The following is a 16,091-nucleotide window of genomic DNA, read 5'->3' on the forward strand; positions in this document are numbered from 1 at the left end:
ATGAAAACACATACAAAATTTTTAGTTAATGGATTTATAAAATCGTTTCTTAATGTTTTCTTTGTAATGACTAGTCTTGTATTTATCTTGAATATTCTAAAAGAAATTGAGTTTTTTAGTAATAAAGAAGTGAATTCACTATATCCTATTTATCTATCATTAATGAGCTCTCCTTCAATAATTTTTGAAATGTTTCCTTTTATCTTTTTAATTTCAACACAATTTTTTTTTCTTAGATTATTTAGTAATGATGAAATAAATATTTTTAAATATTCAGGTCTTAAAAATATTAAAATAATTAATACTCTGAGTGTAGTTAGTTTTTTTATTGGACTTCTGACTATAACTGTTTTCTATTCATTTTCATCTAACTTGCAACATTACTATCTACAAGTTAAAAATCAGTTTTCAAAAGATAAAGTTTACTTAGCAGTTATAAATAAAAATGGGTTGTGGATAAAAGATGTTGTCAATAAACAAACAAGCATCATAAATTCATCAAAAATTGATAAAAATTTTTTAACTGATACTTTTATAACAACTTTTGATGAGGACTTTAATTTAATTAGGAGTTTAAAAAGTGATAAGATTGATATTAAACATAATGAGTGGTTAATTTATGATGCCACAATCTTTAAAAACAATACAAGTCAAAAGAGTGATTTGATAAAATTTAAATCTAATTTTAATCAAAAAAGAATTGAAAGTTTATTTTCAAATTTATCATCTTTATCTTTAATAAAACTTATTGATTTAAGAAATAACTATAGATTATTAAATTATTCGACTGTAGATGTTGATATGCAAATTTACAAAGTTGCAACATATCCTTTATTCTTAGTGATAATGACCGTCCTATCATCAATTATAATGCTAAATGCTAAAAGATCTAGCAGTAAAACCTTAAAGATAATTATTGGATTATTTTTTTCAGTTATAATTTATTATATAAATAATTTTTTTAATGTAATGGGCTCGACCGAAAAACTTCCTTTAATGGTATCGATATGGACGCCAATTATATTCTTAAGCTTAATAAATTTAATTATGTTAGTTAATATAAATGAGAAATAGCCTTAAAAAATATTTATTCATCTTATTTTATTTTCTTATTGCAACAAAAAGTATAAATGCAAATGAACCCTTTATATTTGATATTACTGAAGTTGAAATTTTAGAAAATGGAAATCAAATTTATGGATATAAAGGTGGCACGGCAACTTCTAATGATGGCAGCACAATAACTGCAGAAAATTTTTCTTATAACAAAATAACAAATATTTTAGAAACAAATGGCAACGTAAGGTATTTGGATAAAATTAAAAATATCAATGTAACCAGTGACAAAGCAATCTATTTTAAAAATCAAGAAAAGATATTTACAACAGGTAATTCCAAGGCAGTAAATGAAAATAATTCAATTACAGCATCGAGTCTAGAATATGATAAAATCACTAATATTTTTGTGGCAAGAAAAAATGCTGTAGTTACTGATCTTGAAAAAGAAACAAATATATATGCAGATGAAATCTCCTATTTTAAAAATGAGGAGAAAATTTTTACTAAAGGTAAAACTAAAGCTTTAATTCAAAATAAATATAAATTTAATTCAGAGAATGTTTTTTATCATAGGAATTCTAATAATTTATTTTCTCAAAAAAATTCATCAGTAGAGGATGATAATGGTAATATTTATAAACTGAAAAACTTTTCTTATAATATTTCTAAAGAGCTACTTAAGGGTAAGCGTATAGAAGTTTTAGCAAAAGTAAATGATGAAAAAACTGATCAATATTTTTTTTCAGAAGGATTTTTTAATTTTAAAGATAAAAGTCATTTAGCTAAAGACACCAAAATTAAAACACATAAAAGTGTGTTTGGTGATGAAAATCAAGATCCAAGAATATATGGCTCATCTTCATTAAGTGATCAAAAAAAAACTATCATTAATAATGCAATTTTTACTAGTTGTAAGATTAATGATAATTGCCCGCCTTGGAGCATTAAAGCGGAAACAATAACACATGACAAAATTAAAAAGGATATGATTTATAAAAATGCAATCCTTAAAATTTATGATGTGCCTATATTATATTTTCCAAAGTTTTTTCATCCAGATCCATCGGTAAAAAGAAGAAGTGGATTTTTACAACCTCAATTCAATAATTCTGAAACCTTAGGCTCATCAGTATATATTCCTTATTTTAAAACTTTAGGACCTAATAAAGATTTAACATTTAAGCCAACGTTTTTTGAAAAATTTACCAAATTTGAAAATGAAAAATATATTTTACAAAGTGAGTTTAGAAAAAAAGAGAAAAATTCTTCTTTGATAGCTGATTTTGCATTTTTAAGAGATTATAAATCGTCTACAGATAATAAAACTAAAAATGCAAATCATATATTTTTAAATTACACAAGTGATTTAAAAATTCCAAATTATTTAGAAAGTAAATTTGATGCTCAAATTGAAAAAGTTACTAATGATACATATCTTAAAGTTTTTCAAAACAATCTATTTAACACACCTGTAATGCCAGAAAGCCAAACAACAATGAATTCAAACATAAAATTCTACTTTGAGAAAGAGGATCAAAACTTTACAACTGGTGCTACTATTTATGAAAATTTAGGTGAAAAAAAAAGTGATAGATATCAATATACATTACCATATTATGATTTTGCAAAAAATATTACTTCTACAATCACAGATAAATTCATAGGTGCACTCAATTTTTCTTCAGGAGGAAGTAGTTCACTTAAAAATACAAACAATTTAATTAGCACTATTCAAAATAATCTAAGTTATAGTTCTCCAGATTTTATATCAAATTTAGGATTTAAAAATAATTTTGACATTTATTTTAAAAACTTAAATGTAGTTGCTAAAAACGATGCAATATATACATCAAATATACAAATAGATGGAATGACTATTTTAGCAATGGATACTTCTTTACCATTATTAAAATCAGAAAAAAATACAACTCGAGAAATACTAACACCTAGAATTTCTCTTAGAGTTAACCCTGGAAATAATATGGATAATTACAGCAATTTATCACCATCAATTAATACTGATAATGTATTTGATATAAACAGACTTGGGCTTTCAAATGATTTTGAGGCCGGGAGATCTCTTACATTGGGTTTAAACTATAAGTACGACATATTAGAAGAAAATCTTCTAGATGATAAAAACAAAAGAGATGAAGATATAAAAGATAAATATTTGGAACTTAAATTAGCAACTGTTGTTAGAGATCAAATTGAAAATGATATTCCAATAAGCTCAACAATCAATAGAAAAAACTCAAATCTCTTTGGGTCAATTAATAGTTCATTATTTGATAATGTTGATTTAGCTTATGATTTTTCATTAGATAACAATTTGAAAACTATAAATTCAAGTTCAATTTCAACTGAAATTTCAATAAATAATTTTGTAACATCATTTAATTTTATTGAGACAAGAAATGAACTGGGTTCAACTCATTTACTTTCAAATACAACTGAATATAATTTTAATAATAATTCTTCTTTAAAATTTTCTACAAGAAGAAATAAAAAAATTAATTTGACTGAATATTATAACCTAATTTATGAATACAAAAATGATTGTTTAACAGCAGCCTTAAAATTTAATAAAACATTTTACCAAGATAAAGATTTAGTTCCAACTGAAGATTTATTTTTTACTATAACATTAATTCCTCTGACTACTTATGAAAGAGAAATTTACAAAAAAGTACCTGGATCAACAGGATTGAAGAATTGGTTTAGATAGATGTTTAAAATTAAAATTTTAATAATCTTAATTACTATAATCTTAAGCAACAACCACACGTTAAGTATAGAAAATAAGATAGTAGTAAAAATTGATAATCAAATAATTACAAGCTTAGATATAAGTAATGAATATAAATACTTGATTGCACTAAATCCTAGTTTAAAAAATTCAAAAAAAGAAGATCTCATTAAACTATCTAAAAGATCAATAATACAAGAAAAAATTAAGAAAATTGAAATTAAAAAAAATTTTAATAATCCTAAAATACCACAAAATTTTTTAGAACAAATTTTACAAAATGTTTATTCTAAAATAGGTATAGATAATTTAGATGATTTTAAAGCATATTTAGCAGCTAATGAGGTTGATTTTGAAAGTGTTAAAAATAAATTAGAAATTGAATCATTGTGGAATGAACTGATTTTTATTAAATTTTCAACAAAAATTAAAATTGATGAAAAAAAAATAAGAACCAGAATTAATAAAAATAACAAGTTTTTAAAATCTTATTTACTTTCAGAAATTTCTTTTGGGGTTCCTAGTTTAAATGATTTGGATAATAAATTTTTAGAAATCACTAATGTAATAAATAAAAAGGGTTTTGATTTTGCAGCTCTTAAATATAGTGTGTCACCAACAGCTAACCTAGGAGGAAAACTAAATTGGATAAGCGAAAGCTCTTTAAATGAAAATATTAAAAAAGAAATAAATGATTTACAAATAAATGGATTTACAAAACCTATTGTTGTACCAGGTGGTTTTTTAATTTTACAAGTTAACGATATAAGAAATGAAAAAATTGAAATTGATATTGAGAAAGAATTGAAGAAAATTAAGAACTATGAAAAAAATAATCAGTTAAATCAATACTCGAAAATGTACTTTAATAAGATTAAAAAAAATGTAGAAATTGATGAACTATAAGCCAATTATAATAGTTGCTGGAGAACCAAATAGTATTTTTTTTGAAATTTTTTTTAAAGTTATAAAAAAAAAAATTAGATCTCATATTATTTTAATAGCATCAGAACAGTTAATTTTAAAACAGGCAAAAGTTTTAGGGGAAAAAATTAATTTAAATCTTATTAATGAAGATGATCTAATTAAAAAGAAAAATAATTTAAAGAAAATAAATTTAATAAATGTAGATTTTAAACAAACCAAAGCATTTGATGAAATTACACCCAAATCAAATGAATACATTTCTTCTTGCTTTAAAATAGCTATAAAATTAATCCAAAATAATATTAGTAACAAACTAATCAACGGGCCCATTTCTAAGAAAACTTTTTTAAAAAATAAATTTAATGGAATTACAGAATTTTTAGCAAAAAAAACTAATACCAAAGACTTTGCAATGATAATTTATAATAAAAAGCTTTCTGTTTGTCCTTTAACCACTCACCTTCCAATTAAATATGTTTCTAAAAAAATTAATAAATTAGAATTAATTAAAAAAGTAGTGCTTATAAATAAATTTTGGAAAACAAAATTTGGTAAAAAAATTAAAATTGGTGTCACAGGACTAAATCCACACTGTGAGACTATTGATAGTTTTAATGAAGATAAAAGTATTATCTATCCTGCTATTAAAAAATTGAAAAAACTTAAATATGATATTCAAGGTCCTTTAGCAGGGGATACTATTTTTTTAAAAGATAATAGAAAAAAATTTGATCTAATAATTGGCATGTATCATGACCAAGTACTTGCTCCAATTAAAACACTATTTGAATATGAGGCAATAAATATAACTATAGGCCTACCTTTTATAAGAGTTTCCCCAGATCACGGTCCTAATGAGTCAATGCTTGGTAAAAATGAATCTAACCATTTAAGCTTACATAACTCAATAAAATTTTTAGATTTTTAAGTGTTTAGAGCAAAAAAAAGTTTAGGGCAAAATTTTTTAATCGACAAAAATGTAATCAGTAGAATAGTAAGCACTGTATCAATTACTGATAATGAAATTTTAGAAGTTGGTCCCGGTACTGGCAATTTAACCAAAGAAATTTTAAAAAATAATCCAAGCAAAATGTATCTTGTTGAAAAAGATAATTTTTTAGCAGAATCTTTAAGAGAAACAGTTGATGAAAGAGTCATGATTTTTAACGAAGATATTCTTAAATTTGATACAACCTCACTTTCAAAAAATAAAATCGTGGTATTTGGAAATTTGCCCTACAATATTTCAACAGAAATTTTAAGTACATGGATTGTAAATTTAAAGAATAATTATTGGTTTTCTGACCTTATTTTAATGTTTCAAAAAGAAGTAGCAGATAGAATTATAGCTCAATTTAATACATCTGCTTACGGAAGATTGTCAATTTTAGCAAATTGGAGACTAAACGTAAATAAAATTTGTGATATTTCACCTGAAAGTTTTTCACCTAGACCTAAAATACAAAGCACTTTAATTCATTTTACTCCTAAAAAAAACTTTGCCAATATTAAAGATCCGTTAAATTTAGAAAAAATTACAAGAGTATTTTTTAATCACAGAAGAAAGATGTTAAAAAAACCATTTAATCAAATATTTAATGGAAATACTGATTTACTTGATAAATTCAATTTAGACTTAAATTTAAGACCTCAAAATTTAGATTTTGATACTTATTATAAATTAACTATTGAATATGAAAGATTAAGAAGTTAATTTTTCAATGTGATTTCGAATATATTCCAAATCATAATCTTTAGACCCGTCTAAAATTTCTGCATTAATTAAATTGGTAATTTTAGAATAACAACTTTTTAATTCATCATTAATCACTACATAATCATAATTTATCCAATGCAATACATCTCTTCCAAATTGCTTCATTCTTTCTTCAGCAATTAATTTATCTTTCATATCTCTATTCGATAATCTTTCAAATAAGACTTCTTTACTTGGAGGCAAAATAAAAAATGTTATAAGCTTGTAATCTAACTTTTTATTTTTAATCTGATCTGCACCTTGCCAATCAATATCAAATAAAACATTTTTACCTTTATTTAATTTGTCAATTACAGGTGTTCTAGTTGTTCCATAAAAATTGCTAAATACTTTTGCATATTCAAGAAATTCCTGATTTTTGATTAACCTATTAAACTCATTTTCATTGACAAAATAATAATCTTTGTCGTTTACTTCGTTAGGTCTTGGTTGGCGGGTTGTATGTGAAATTGAGGTTTCATAGTTATCTTTTTCAGATAACATTTTAACTAATGTAGTTTTACCCGCTCCTGAAGGAGAGGATAAAACAATCATTACGCCATCATTTTCTGAGGGCATTTAAAATATTAGTTCGCTTTTCCTTCGATAAACTTAACCGCATCACCAACAGTTAAAATTTTCTCAGCTTCGCTATCTGAAATTTCAGATCCAAATTCTTCTTCAAAAGCCATCACTAATTCAACTGTATCTAAGCTGTCCGCACCGAGATCATCTATAAAACTAGACTCCTCAGTTACTTTTGCTTCGTCGATACCTAAGTGATCAGCTACAATTTTTTTTACTTTGCTTGAAACGTCTTCTGACATATTGATCCTTTTTAGTTATAAATTCTTAATAGTTTAAAAAGCTATTTTGTCAAGCCATATACATGCCTCCATTAACATGCAATGTTTCGCCATTTATATAATTAGACAGATTTGAACTTAAAAATAATACAGCATTTGCTATATCCTCTGGTTCTCCAAGGCGAGCTGATGGTATTTTTGATATAATAACTTCTTTGAATTTATCATCAATTTTATCTGTCATTGCTGTTTTAATAAATCCTGGTGAAATACAATTTATATTAATATTTTTCTTTGCATATTCTGTTGCCAAACTTTTTGACATAGCAACTATCCCGGCTTTTGATGCTGTGTAGTTGGCTTGTCCCAAGTTACCAGTGTGACCAACAACTGATGTAATATTCACAATTTTTCCAGACTTATTTTTAAGCATTTTTTTAATTGCAAATTTACTCATTAAGAAAGTTGAGGTTAAATTGATATTTATAACTTTTTGCCATTCATCTAAGCTCATTCGAATTGCAAGATTATCTTGAGTTATTCCTGCATTATTAATTATACCATCTAAACTTCCACCTAACTCACCTGTAGCATTTTCAATAAACTCTTCAATTTTATCACTTTGAGATATGTCAAATTTTAATATTTTAATACCTTCAAAATTTTTTTTAAGCTCTTCTAGTTTTTCAATTCTAGTACCAGAAGCTAAAATATTTGCTCCTGCTTCACTTAGTTTTTTAATTATGGCATTGCCTATTCCGCCCGATGCACCAGTTACAATAATATTTTTATTTTCTAAACTACTCATAATTGCAAACCTTCAATATTTGTTTGATTGTTAATAGTATCTATTTTTACTTCTTTACTAATTCTTTTAACTAAACCTGATAAAACTTTACCTGGGCCAATTTCAATAAAATGATTTACACCATTGCCAATCATATTAACTACACTCTCTCTCCATCTTACTCTATTTTCTATTTGTTTTATTAATAAATCTTTAAGCTCATTAGTATTTGATATTTCATTAGCAGTAACATTTGAAATTAATTTATTCTTACCTTCTATAAAGTTTATTTTATTTAATTCATCATTCATTATATTTGTCGCTTTATTCATTAAACTACAGTGAAAAGGTGCACTGACTGGTAACTTTATATTTTTAATAGAATTTTCTTTTAAAAGTAAAATAAATTTATCTACATCATCCATTTTACCACTTAATACGATCTGACCCTCAGAATTATCATTTGCTATTTCAACACTTAAACTTTTTTCATTATCTTTTAGGATTTTTTCAACTATTTCAACAGTTGAGCCTAATACTGCAACCATACCACCCTCTCCTTTAGGTACTGAGTTTTGCATGGCATCTCCTCTTATTCTTAAAATTTTTAAGGTATCTGAAAAATTTAAGTAACCAGCACAAGATAAAGCAGAGTATTCACCCAATGAATGTCCTGCAAAATATTTTGCTTTACTTAAATCGATATTAAATTCTTTTTTAATTACATTATAAATTGAATAGCTAATTAAAAATATTGCTGGTTGTGTATTCGCTGTTAAATCTAGCACATCTTTTGGCCCTTCTAATATCAGCTTAGATATTGAGAAATTCAGTGTATCATCAGCTTCTTTGAAGAGATTTTTAACAAGATCAAAGTTGTCATAGAATTCTTTTCCCATACCAACCATTTGTGAACCTTGACCTGGAAAAATTACTGAAAACATATAAAAAAAAACTATTAATTTTGCCTTTTTAACTATTGTAATTGAACATTTATAATAGTATATCCTCACTTTTTATTAAAGAACTTAAATGAATTTATACGAACACACAATAATTGCTAGACAGGACACATCGCCAAGTGAAATTAAACAATTAACAGAAAAATATTCTAAAATTGTTGAGAAAAATGAAGGTGAAATTGTTAAAACTGAAAATTGGGGTTTGTTGAACTTGTCTTATTTAATCAAAAAAAATAAAAAAGGTAGTTACATTCACTTTAAAATCAAAGGTAAAGGTAATGTTATTAATGAGTTAGAAAAAAATGAGGCTATAGATAAAAAATTATTAAGATATTTAACCGTTAGAGTAAAAAAATTTGATCTTGAGGCAAATTACTTTTCCAAAAGAGAAGATGATGACAAAAGAGAAAGTTATAAAAACTAATTATGCCTAAGAGACAAAGTGGAAATAAAAAAGGTAAACAAAGTAATTTTGCTAAATTAAGTATTTTTCAACCAAATAAATATAAATTCAAAAAAACTTGCCCACTATCAGCAAAAGGTGCTCCTGCTGTTGATTACAAGAATGTAAGACTTTTAAAAAAATATATGTCTGAAAATGGAAAAATTTTACCATCAAGAATTACAAATGTTTCACAAAAGAAACAAAGAGAATTATCTCTTTCAATTAAAAGAGCTAGAAATTTAGCGTTAATATAATATGAAAGTAATTTTACTAGAAAACGTAAAAAGAATTGGTTCTATCGGTGAAGTGATAGAAGTTAAAAGAGGTTATGCGAGAAATTTTTTAATTGCTAACAAAAAAGCTTTATATGCTTCAAAAGAAAACATTTCAGAAGTTGAAAAAATAAAATCAGAATTATCAAAAAAAGATAGTGAAAAGAAAAAAAAAGCTACACAAATTTCAGAACAAATTAATGCTAAAGAATACTCAGTAAAAAAACTAAGCACTGAAAACAATGAGTTATATGGCTCAGTTAAACCAACTGAAATTGCAAAATTAATTCAAGAAGAAAATAAAATTGATATTAAGCCTTCGATGATACAACCAGTTGAAGAGATTAAATCTTTAGGAAAATTTAAAGTAAAAGTATCTTTACACTCTGAAGTTGATGCTGAAATTTTAATTAACGTTTCTTCAGCTGATACGATCCAATAATTATACATTCTTTTCCCCAGCAATTATTAATAATTTTATTTATAAGATAATTCTATAAATTTTAATTATGGAAAATAATTTAAGTATTGTTAAGGATCAATTTAAAGAATTACCTAACAACATTGAAGCTGAACAAGCTGTAATTGGGTCACTGTTGGTCAATAACGAAATTTTCGATGAAATTAGCACAATTATTTCTGGTATAAATTTTTACGATCCAATGCACCAAAAAATTTTTGATGCTGTAGATACTTTAATTTACAAGGGGATGCTTGCAAATCCTATTACTTTAAAAAATTATTTTGAAGATGAAAAAGATGATTTAAATGTCCCAGAATATTTGGTTAAAATTACTAAATTTTCTACATCAGTACGTCAAGCATTAGAATATTCAAAAATTATTTATGATATGTTTGTAAGACGTGAATTAGTTAAAATATCTGAACAAACAATGGATAGTGCAAAATTAAGTGAGCTAGATACTACTGGACAAAATATTATTGAAAACACAGAAAAATCTTTATTTGATTTGGCAGAAAAAGGTTCCTTTAATTCTAATCTTGTTAAGTTTGATGCAGCTATGAAACAAACTATTGAAATGGCATCTGCTGCTTATAAAAATGAAGAAGGTATTGTTGGTGTTCCAACAGGACTTAGAGATTTAGATGATAAGCTTGGTGGTCTTCATCAGTCAGATTTGGTAATTATAGCTGGTCGTCCTTCAATGGGTAAGACATCACTTGCAACAAACATTGCATTCAATGCTGCTCATAAACTGCAAGAAAGTGGTAAAAAATCTTCTATAGCTTTTTTTTCACTTGAGATGTCATCTGAACAATTATCTACAAGAATTATTTCTGAACAAGCAAGAATTAGTTCAAACGATATAAGACGAGGAAGAATTTCTGATGAACAATTTGATAAATTTTTAGAAACTTCAAAAAATATAGCTGATCTACCTTTATTTATAGACGAGACTCCTGCAATTAGTATTGCAGCTATGAGTAACAGAGCAAGAAGAATTAAGAGGCAGCATGGCCTTGATATGGTTGTGGTTGATTATATACAGTTAATGAGGGGAACTACTTTTAACAAGGATGGAAGAGTACAAGAAATCTCTCAAATTACTCAGGGATTGAAAGCAATTGCCAAAGAACTTGGTGTTCCAGTTTTAGCATTATCACAACTTTCAAGACAAGTTGAACAAAGAGATGATCACAAACCGCAACTATCTGATTTAAGAGAATCTGGTTCTATTGAACAAGATGCAGATGTTGTAATGTTTGTTTATAGAGAAGGATATTATCTATCAAGAAAAGAACCAAGAGAAGCCACAGTCGAACATGCAGAATGGCAAGCAAAAATGAATGAAGTTGCTCACTTAGCTCAAATTATAATCGGTAAACAACGACACGGCCCAATTGGTAATGTAACTCTTGAGTTTGAAGAGAGATTTACTAAATTTAAAGATACTCAAATTAATTAAATTCCAATATAAAAGAGCTAATGTTTGCTCAATTGTATCAAAATAAAGTTCTTAAAAATCCAAAATTAGTATTTGTTTTACTTATTATTGCGATATTAAGTTTTGGCTATTATTCGAAGGATTTTAGATTGGATGCATCGTCTGAAACACTGTTAATAGAGGGTGATCCTGATTTAGCATACTTAAAAGAAGTGACAGATAGGTACGGTTCAAAAGACTTCTTAATTCTTACTTATACTCCAAATGAAGGGATGGTAACTGATAATTCAATTAATAATCTTTTAAGTTTAAAATATAAAATTCAAAGTCTAAATTGGGTACATAGTGTAATTACACTTTTAGATGTACCTCTTTTAAATAATTCAGACGCGGCCTTACAGGAAAGACTGGAAAGCTTTAAAACTTTAAAAGATGAAGGGGTTGATAAAAATCGTGGATTTAAAGAAATTCTAAACAGTCCTGTTTTTAGAAATTTTGTAATTAGTGAAAATGGAAATACGAGTGGAATTATTGTTTATATAAAAGAGAATAAAAAATTAGAAAATTTTGAAAATTTATCAAAATCAGAAATAGAATCTTACAAAGATAAAATTAAAAAACAAAATCATCAAAATATATTAGAGATAAGACAAGTTATCAAAAGTTATGGAGATGTGGGCAAAATTTATCTTGGGGGAATTCCAATGATAGCTGATGACATGATGACATTTATAAAAAGTGATATTGTAGTTTTTGGTTTAGGAGTTCTTTTATTCATTATTGTAACTTTATGGTTTGTTTTTAGAAAATTAATTTGGATCATTGTTCCAATTAGTAGCTGCTTATTCTCGGTTGTGATTATGATGGGTTTACTTGGAATTCTTGGTTGGAAGGTAACAGTCATTTCTTCAAACTTCATTGCATTAATGCTCATATTAACAATGGCGATGAATATTCATATGAGCACTCGTTTTCTTCAATTAAAAAAAGATTTTCCTGCTAAAAATAATTTTGAAATCATCTCTGTAACCACAAATAAAATGTTTTGGCCTATTTTATATACTGTCTTTACTACTGTGTTTGCTTTTCTATCTTTAATCTTTAGTGGGATTAAACCGATTATTGACTTTGGTTGGATGATGACTTTTGGATTAATTACATCATTTATCATTACCTTCACACTCCTACCAACTCTTTTAAATTTTGCTCCAACAAAAAATATAGGCCTTATCAAAGAACAAGATTCAAAAATCACAAATTTTTTAGGTTTATTTTCTTTGAATAACAAAAATACAATTTTTGGAGTAACTGGAATTATTATTATTTTAAGTATAATTGGAATTAGTAAACTTGAAGTAGAGAATAGCTTTATTAATTACTTTAGTAAAAATACTGAGATTTATAAAGGAATGAGACTTATTGATGAAGAATTAGGTGGCACTACCCCACTTGAGGTTATCTTAAAGTTTCCTACAACTGAAAATAAAAAAACAGTAACAGAGGATGATGAATTTGATGATTGGGGTGATGATGAAGATGAAAATAGTGAAAAATATTGGTTTACTAAAGATAAAATCGATAAAATAGCTTCAGTTCACAATTATTTAGACAATCTTCCTCAAGTTGGCAAAGTTCTATCTTTTTCATCAATCATTGAAGTAGCGACACAACTCAACAATAATAAACCTCTTGGTACTCTAGAGATGGGTGTGTTGTATTCTAAAATTCCAGAAAGCATTAAAACTGAAATAATTGATCCATATATATCCATAGAAGATAATGAGGCTAGAATAAGTATAAGAATTATTGACTCACAAGAAAACTTAAGAAGAAACGACTTAATTAATAAAATAAATTTTGATTTAAAAAATAAAATTGGATTAGAAGAAGGTGAATATAAATTAGCTGGTGTTTTAATCTTATTTAACAATTTATTACAAAGCTTGTTTAAATCTCAAATTCTAACATTAGGATTAGTAATGATTGGAATTTTTTCAATGTTTATAATTTTATTTAGAAATATTAAACTATCCTTAATTGGTGTTGTTCCAAATTTTATTGCAGCATTTTTTATTTTAGGGATTATTGGTCTTCTTGGTATTCCATTAGATATGATGACTATTACTATTGCAGCTATAACTATTGGAATAGCAGTAGATAATAGTATTCATTATATTTATAGATTTAAGGAGGAGTTCAGTAAGATTAAGGATTACAGCAAAACTCTAAAAAAATGTCACTCAACAGTAGGAGTTGCTATATTAAATACATCCATCACTATTGTTTTTGGTTTTTCAATTTTAGTTTTATCAAAATTTATCCCAACAATTTACTTTGGAGTATTTACAGGTATTGCAATGTTGTTTGCAATGATATCTGTTTTAACTTTATTGCCTGCTTTAATCTTAACAGTAAAACCTTTTGGAAAATAATTTTAAATGTCAGATGTTTTAAAAGATTTTTATGATGCAATATCTATTATTGATCTAATTTATTTAATCATAACTATTTTATCTCTTATAAGTTGCTATAAAAAAGGATTTGTCTTGAGTATATTGTCAATGGCGAAATGGTTACTTGCCTATGTTGTTACCCTGATCATATTTCCAAAAATTAAACCTTATGTTAGTAATATTATTGATAATGAATACGTTTTAGATATTGGTCTTGGGATTATTATATTTGTAATAGTAATTTTTTTAGTACTACTTGTTAACAAAGGGATAAGCAAAGCAGTTAACTATACTGGCATTGGTGGGTTGGATACTACATTTGGATTCTTTTTTGGTTTTATAAGAGCTTATATAATTTCAGTTTGTATCTTCTCTGGGTTTCATATTGTCTACAATCACGATAAATGGCCTATAAATAGGGATCAATCATACGTCTTTCCTTACCTTGAAAAAGGTAGTAATTATTTCATAAAAGAATTTCCTAATGAAAAAACATATCAAGATTCTAAAGAAAAAATTGAAGAAATTTGATCCAAAATTAAAAGAAGAATGTGGTATTTTTGGTGTAAGTAATGCAAAAGATGCCTCCGCATTAACAGCACTAGGACTTCATGCGCTTCAGCACCGAGGTCAAGAAGGTTGTGGAATAGTCACTTTTGATGGTGAAAAATATTATTCTGAGAAAAGATTTGGTTTAGTTGGCGATAATTTCAACAAAGAAAAAGTACTTCAAAAACTTAAAGGAAGCCATGCAATTGGTCATAACAGATACAGTACAACGGGTGAAAATACTTTAAGAAATATTCAGCCTTTTTTTGCGGACACGAATGCAGGAGGAATTGGAGTTGCACACAACGGAAATTTAACAAACTCAATTTCTCTAAGAAAAAAATTAGTTGAAGATGGAGCTATTTTTTACTCGACCTCTGATACTGAAACAATTGTTCAATTAATTGCTAAATCAAAAAGAACTAAAACAATTGATAAAGTGGTTGATGCAATTTTTCAAATTCAGGGTGGTTATGCTTTAGTTATGTTGACACAAAATTCATTAATTGGAGTTAGAGATCCTTATGGTATTAGACCACTAGTGATTGGAAAATTAGGTAATAGCTATGTTCTAGCATCGGAAACATGTGCACTAGATATAATTGGTGCAAAATTTGTAAGAGATGTAGAAAATGGAGAGATTGTTTTAATAGAAAATGATAAGTTAGAAAGTATCAAACCCTTCCCTCCTAAAAAAGTGAGACCATGTGTTTTTGAATATATTTATTTTGCAAGACCTGACAGTATTCTTGAAAATAGAACTGCTTACGAGCATAGAAAAAATATTGGAGCTGAACTTGCAAAAGAAAACGATATTGAGGCAGATATAGTTGTTCCTGTTCCAGACAGTGGTAATGCTGCAGCACTTGGGTTTGCTCAACATTTAAAAATGAATTATGAGCATGGTTTAATAAGAAATCATTATGTCGGACGAACTTTTATTGAACCTAGTCAAAAAATCAGAAGTCTAGGAGTTAAATTGAAATTAAATGCTAACAAAACCACAATTAAAGATAAAAAAATTATATTAATAGACGACTCGCTTGTTAGAGGGACTACTTCTCATAAAATTGTTAAAATGTTATATGATGCAGGAGCAAAAGAAGTTCATGTTAAAATTGCATGCCCTGAAATTAGATTTCCTGATTTTTATGGAGTTGATACTCCAACAAAAAAAGAATTATTAGCTGCCAATAAATCGAATGATGAAATTTGTGAATATATTGGAGCAAAATCATTAAAATTTTTATCTCTCAATGGATTATATAAAGCTATCGGCTTTGAAAATAGAAACGAAACCTATCCTCAACTAACTGATCATTATTTTACAGGAGACTATCCAGTTAAACCTATTGACGAACTTGGAGATAATAAAATTACTCAATTATCTTTATTAAGTACTGCTTCGAATAACTAGTA

16 protein-coding genes are annotated in these 16,091 nt (G+C 26.5%); 12 read left to right on the top strand and 4 right to left on the bottom strand.

What is annotated here, in order from left to right:
• The 5 genes from ACIJYC_RS05005 to rsmA are packed head-to-tail and all read left to right on the top strand — an operon-like array spanning nucleotide 1 to nucleotide 6,449.
• Nucleotides 1–1,074, top strand: a complete 1,074-nt coding sequence (locus ACIJYC_RS05005; RefSeq protein WP_435165111.1) for an LptF/LptG family permease — start codon at nucleotides 1–3, stop codon at nucleotides 1,072–1,074.
• Nucleotides 1,064–3,787, top strand: coding sequence for an LPS-assembly protein LptD (locus tag ACIJYC_RS05010; RefSeq protein ID WP_435165114.1), 2,724 nt, complete (start codon nucleotides 1,064–1,066; stop codon nucleotides 3,785–3,787). The genes ACIJYC_RS05005 and ACIJYC_RS05010 overlap by 11 nt, the downstream gene beginning before the upstream one ends.
• Nucleotides 3,788–4,714, top strand: a complete 927-nt coding sequence (locus ACIJYC_RS05015) for a peptidylprolyl isomerase (protein WP_435165117.1) — start codon at nucleotides 3,788–3,790, stop codon at nucleotides 4,712–4,714.
• Complete coding sequence (locus tag ACIJYC_RS05020) at nucleotides 4,704–5,663, top strand: 4-hydroxythreonine-4-phosphate dehydrogenase PdxA (RefSeq protein ID WP_435165120.1); 960 nt, start codon at nucleotides 4,704–4,706, stop codon at nucleotides 5,661–5,663. The genes ACIJYC_RS05015 and ACIJYC_RS05020 overlap by 11 nt, the downstream gene beginning before the upstream one ends.
• Nucleotides 5,664–6,449, top strand: a complete 786-nt coding sequence (gene rsmA / locus ACIJYC_RS05025) for a 16S rRNA (adenine(1518)-N(6)/adenine(1519)-N(6))-dimethyltransferase RsmA (RefSeq protein ID WP_435165123.1) — start codon at nucleotides 5,664–5,666, stop codon at nucleotides 6,447–6,449. It abuts the gene before it with no gap.
• Here rsmA and gmk read toward each other — a convergent pair.
• From gmk to fabD, 4 genes are read right to left on the bottom strand one after another with little or no spacing between them, the layout of a single operon-like run.
• Entirely contained in the window at nucleotides 6,438–7,070 is a 633-nt protein-coding gene (gene gmk / locus ACIJYC_RS05030) for a guanylate kinase (RefSeq protein ID WP_435165126.1), read from the bottom strand. The genes rsmA and gmk overlap by 12 nt on opposite strands.
• An 8-nt stretch (nucleotides 7,071–7,078) precedes the next feature.
• Nucleotides 7,079–7,318 carry an acyl carrier protein gene (locus ACIJYC_RS05035; RefSeq protein ID WP_008544320.1) on the bottom strand — a complete coding sequence of 80 codons (240 nt, stop codon included), beginning with the start codon at nucleotides 7,316–7,318 and terminating at the stop codon, nucleotides 7,079–7,081.
• A 49-nt stretch (nucleotides 7,319–7,367) separates the two neighbouring features.
• Entirely contained in the window at nucleotides 7,368–8,105 is a 738-nt protein-coding gene (fabG, locus tag ACIJYC_RS05040; RefSeq protein WP_028036676.1) for a 3-oxoacyl-ACP reductase FabG, read from the bottom strand.
• Nucleotides 8,102–9,028, bottom strand: coding sequence for an ACP S-malonyltransferase (fabD, locus tag ACIJYC_RS05045; protein WP_435165129.1), 927 nt, complete (start codon nucleotides 9,026–9,028; stop codon nucleotides 8,102–8,104). The genes fabG and fabD overlap by 4 nt, the downstream gene beginning before the upstream one ends.
• 88 nt (nucleotides 9,029–9,116) lie before the next feature.
• On the opposite strand from fabD, the gene rpsF reads away from it, so the two are divergent.
• The 7 genes from rpsF to purF all read left to right on the top strand — a co-directional run bounded on the left by rpsF (nucleotide 9,117) and on the right by purF (nucleotide 16,089).
• On the top strand, nucleotides 9,117–9,470 hold the full coding sequence (gene rpsF / locus ACIJYC_RS05050; protein ID WP_435165132.1) for a 30S ribosomal protein S6: 354 nt from the start codon (nucleotides 9,117–9,119) through the stop codon (nucleotides 9,468–9,470).
• Nucleotides 9,471–9,472: 2 nt separating this feature from the next.
• On the top strand, nucleotides 9,473–9,745 hold the full coding sequence (gene rpsR, locus ACIJYC_RS05055; RefSeq protein ID WP_435085215.1) for a 30S ribosomal protein S18: 273 nt from the start codon (nucleotides 9,473–9,475) through the stop codon (nucleotides 9,743–9,745).
• 1 nt (nucleotide 9,746) lies between these two features.
• Nucleotides 9,747–10,205, top strand: coding sequence for a 50S ribosomal protein L9 (gene rplI / locus ACIJYC_RS05060; protein WP_435165135.1), 459 nt, complete (start codon nucleotides 9,747–9,749; stop codon nucleotides 10,203–10,205).
• A 67-nt stretch (nucleotides 10,206–10,272) separates the two neighbouring features.
• Complete coding sequence (locus ACIJYC_RS05065; protein WP_435165138.1) at nucleotides 10,273–11,691, top strand: replicative DNA helicase; 1,419 nt, start codon at nucleotides 10,273–10,275, stop codon at nucleotides 11,689–11,691.
• Between the two features lie 20 nt (nucleotides 11,692–11,711).
• Nucleotides 11,712–14,102, top strand: a complete 2,391-nt coding sequence (locus tag ACIJYC_RS05070; RefSeq protein ID WP_435165141.1) for an efflux RND transporter permease subunit — start codon at nucleotides 11,712–11,714, stop codon at nucleotides 14,100–14,102.
• Between the two features lie 6 nt (nucleotides 14,103–14,108).
• Nucleotides 14,109–14,654 carry a CvpA family protein gene (locus ACIJYC_RS05075; RefSeq protein WP_435165144.1) on the top strand — a complete coding sequence of 182 codons (546 nt, stop codon included), beginning with the start codon at nucleotides 14,109–14,111 and terminating at the stop codon, nucleotides 14,652–14,654.
• Complete coding sequence (purF, locus tag ACIJYC_RS05080; protein WP_435165147.1) at nucleotides 14,608–16,089, top strand: amidophosphoribosyltransferase; 1,482 nt, start codon at nucleotides 14,608–14,610, stop codon at nucleotides 16,087–16,089. The genes ACIJYC_RS05075 and purF overlap by 47 nt, the downstream gene beginning before the upstream one ends.
• The last annotated feature ends 2 nt before the right edge of the window (nucleotides 16,090–16,091 follow it).

The sequence above is a fragment of the Candidatus Pelagibacter bacterium nBUS_28 genome, assembly GCF_051200915.1.
Lineage (GTDB): Bacteria > Pseudomonadota > Alphaproteobacteria > Pelagibacterales > Pelagibacteraceae > Pelagibacter.

Coding starts and splice junctions, on each gene's coding strand:
- ACIJYC_RS05005 (WP_435165111.1), top strand. CDS start 1: ATGAAAACACATACAAAATTTTTAGTTAATGGATTTATAAAATCGTTT.
- ACIJYC_RS05010 (WP_435165114.1), top strand. CDS start 1,064: ATGAGAAATAGCCTTAAAAAATATTTATTCATCTTATTTTATTTTCTT.
- ACIJYC_RS05015 (WP_435165117.1), top strand. CDS start 3,788: ATGTTTAAAATTAAAATTTTAATAATCTTAATTACTATAATCTTAAGC.
- ACIJYC_RS05020 (WP_435165120.1), top strand. CDS start 4,704: ATGAACTATAAGCCAATTATAATAGTTGCTGGAGAACCAAATAGTATT.
- gmk (WP_435165126.1), bottom strand. CDS start 7,070: ATGCCCTCAGAAAATGATGGCGTAATGATTGTTTTATCCTCTCCTTCA.
- ACIJYC_RS05035 (WP_008544320.1), bottom strand. CDS start 7,318: ATGTCAGAAGACGTTTCAAGCAAAGTAAAAAAAATTGTAGCTGATCAC.
- fabG (WP_028036676.1), bottom strand. CDS start 8,105: ATGAGTAGTTTAGAAAATAAAAATATTATTGTAACTGGTGCATCGGGC.
- fabD (WP_435165129.1), bottom strand. CDS start 9,028: ATGTTTTCAGTAATTTTTCCAGGTCAAGGTTCACAAATGGTTGGTATG.
- rpsF (WP_435165132.1), top strand. CDS start 9,117: ATGAATTTATACGAACACACAATAATTGCTAGACAGGACACATCGCCA.
- rpsR (WP_435085215.1), top strand. CDS start 9,473: ATGCCTAAGAGACAAAGTGGAAATAAAAAAGGTAAACAAAGTAATTTT.
- rplI (WP_435165135.1), top strand. CDS start 9,747: ATGAAAGTAATTTTACTAGAAAACGTAAAAAGAATTGGTTCTATCGGT.
- ACIJYC_RS05065 (WP_435165138.1), top strand. CDS start 10,273: ATGGAAAATAATTTAAGTATTGTTAAGGATCAATTTAAAGAATTACCT.
- ACIJYC_RS05070 (WP_435165141.1), top strand. CDS start 11,712: ATGTTTGCTCAATTGTATCAAAATAAAGTTCTTAAAAATCCAAAATTA.
- ACIJYC_RS05075 (WP_435165144.1), top strand. CDS start 14,109: ATGTCAGATGTTTTAAAAGATTTTTATGATGCAATATCTATTATTGAT.
- purF (WP_435165147.1), top strand. CDS start 14,608: ATGAAAAAACATATCAAGATTCTAAAGAAAAAATTGAAGAAATTTGAT.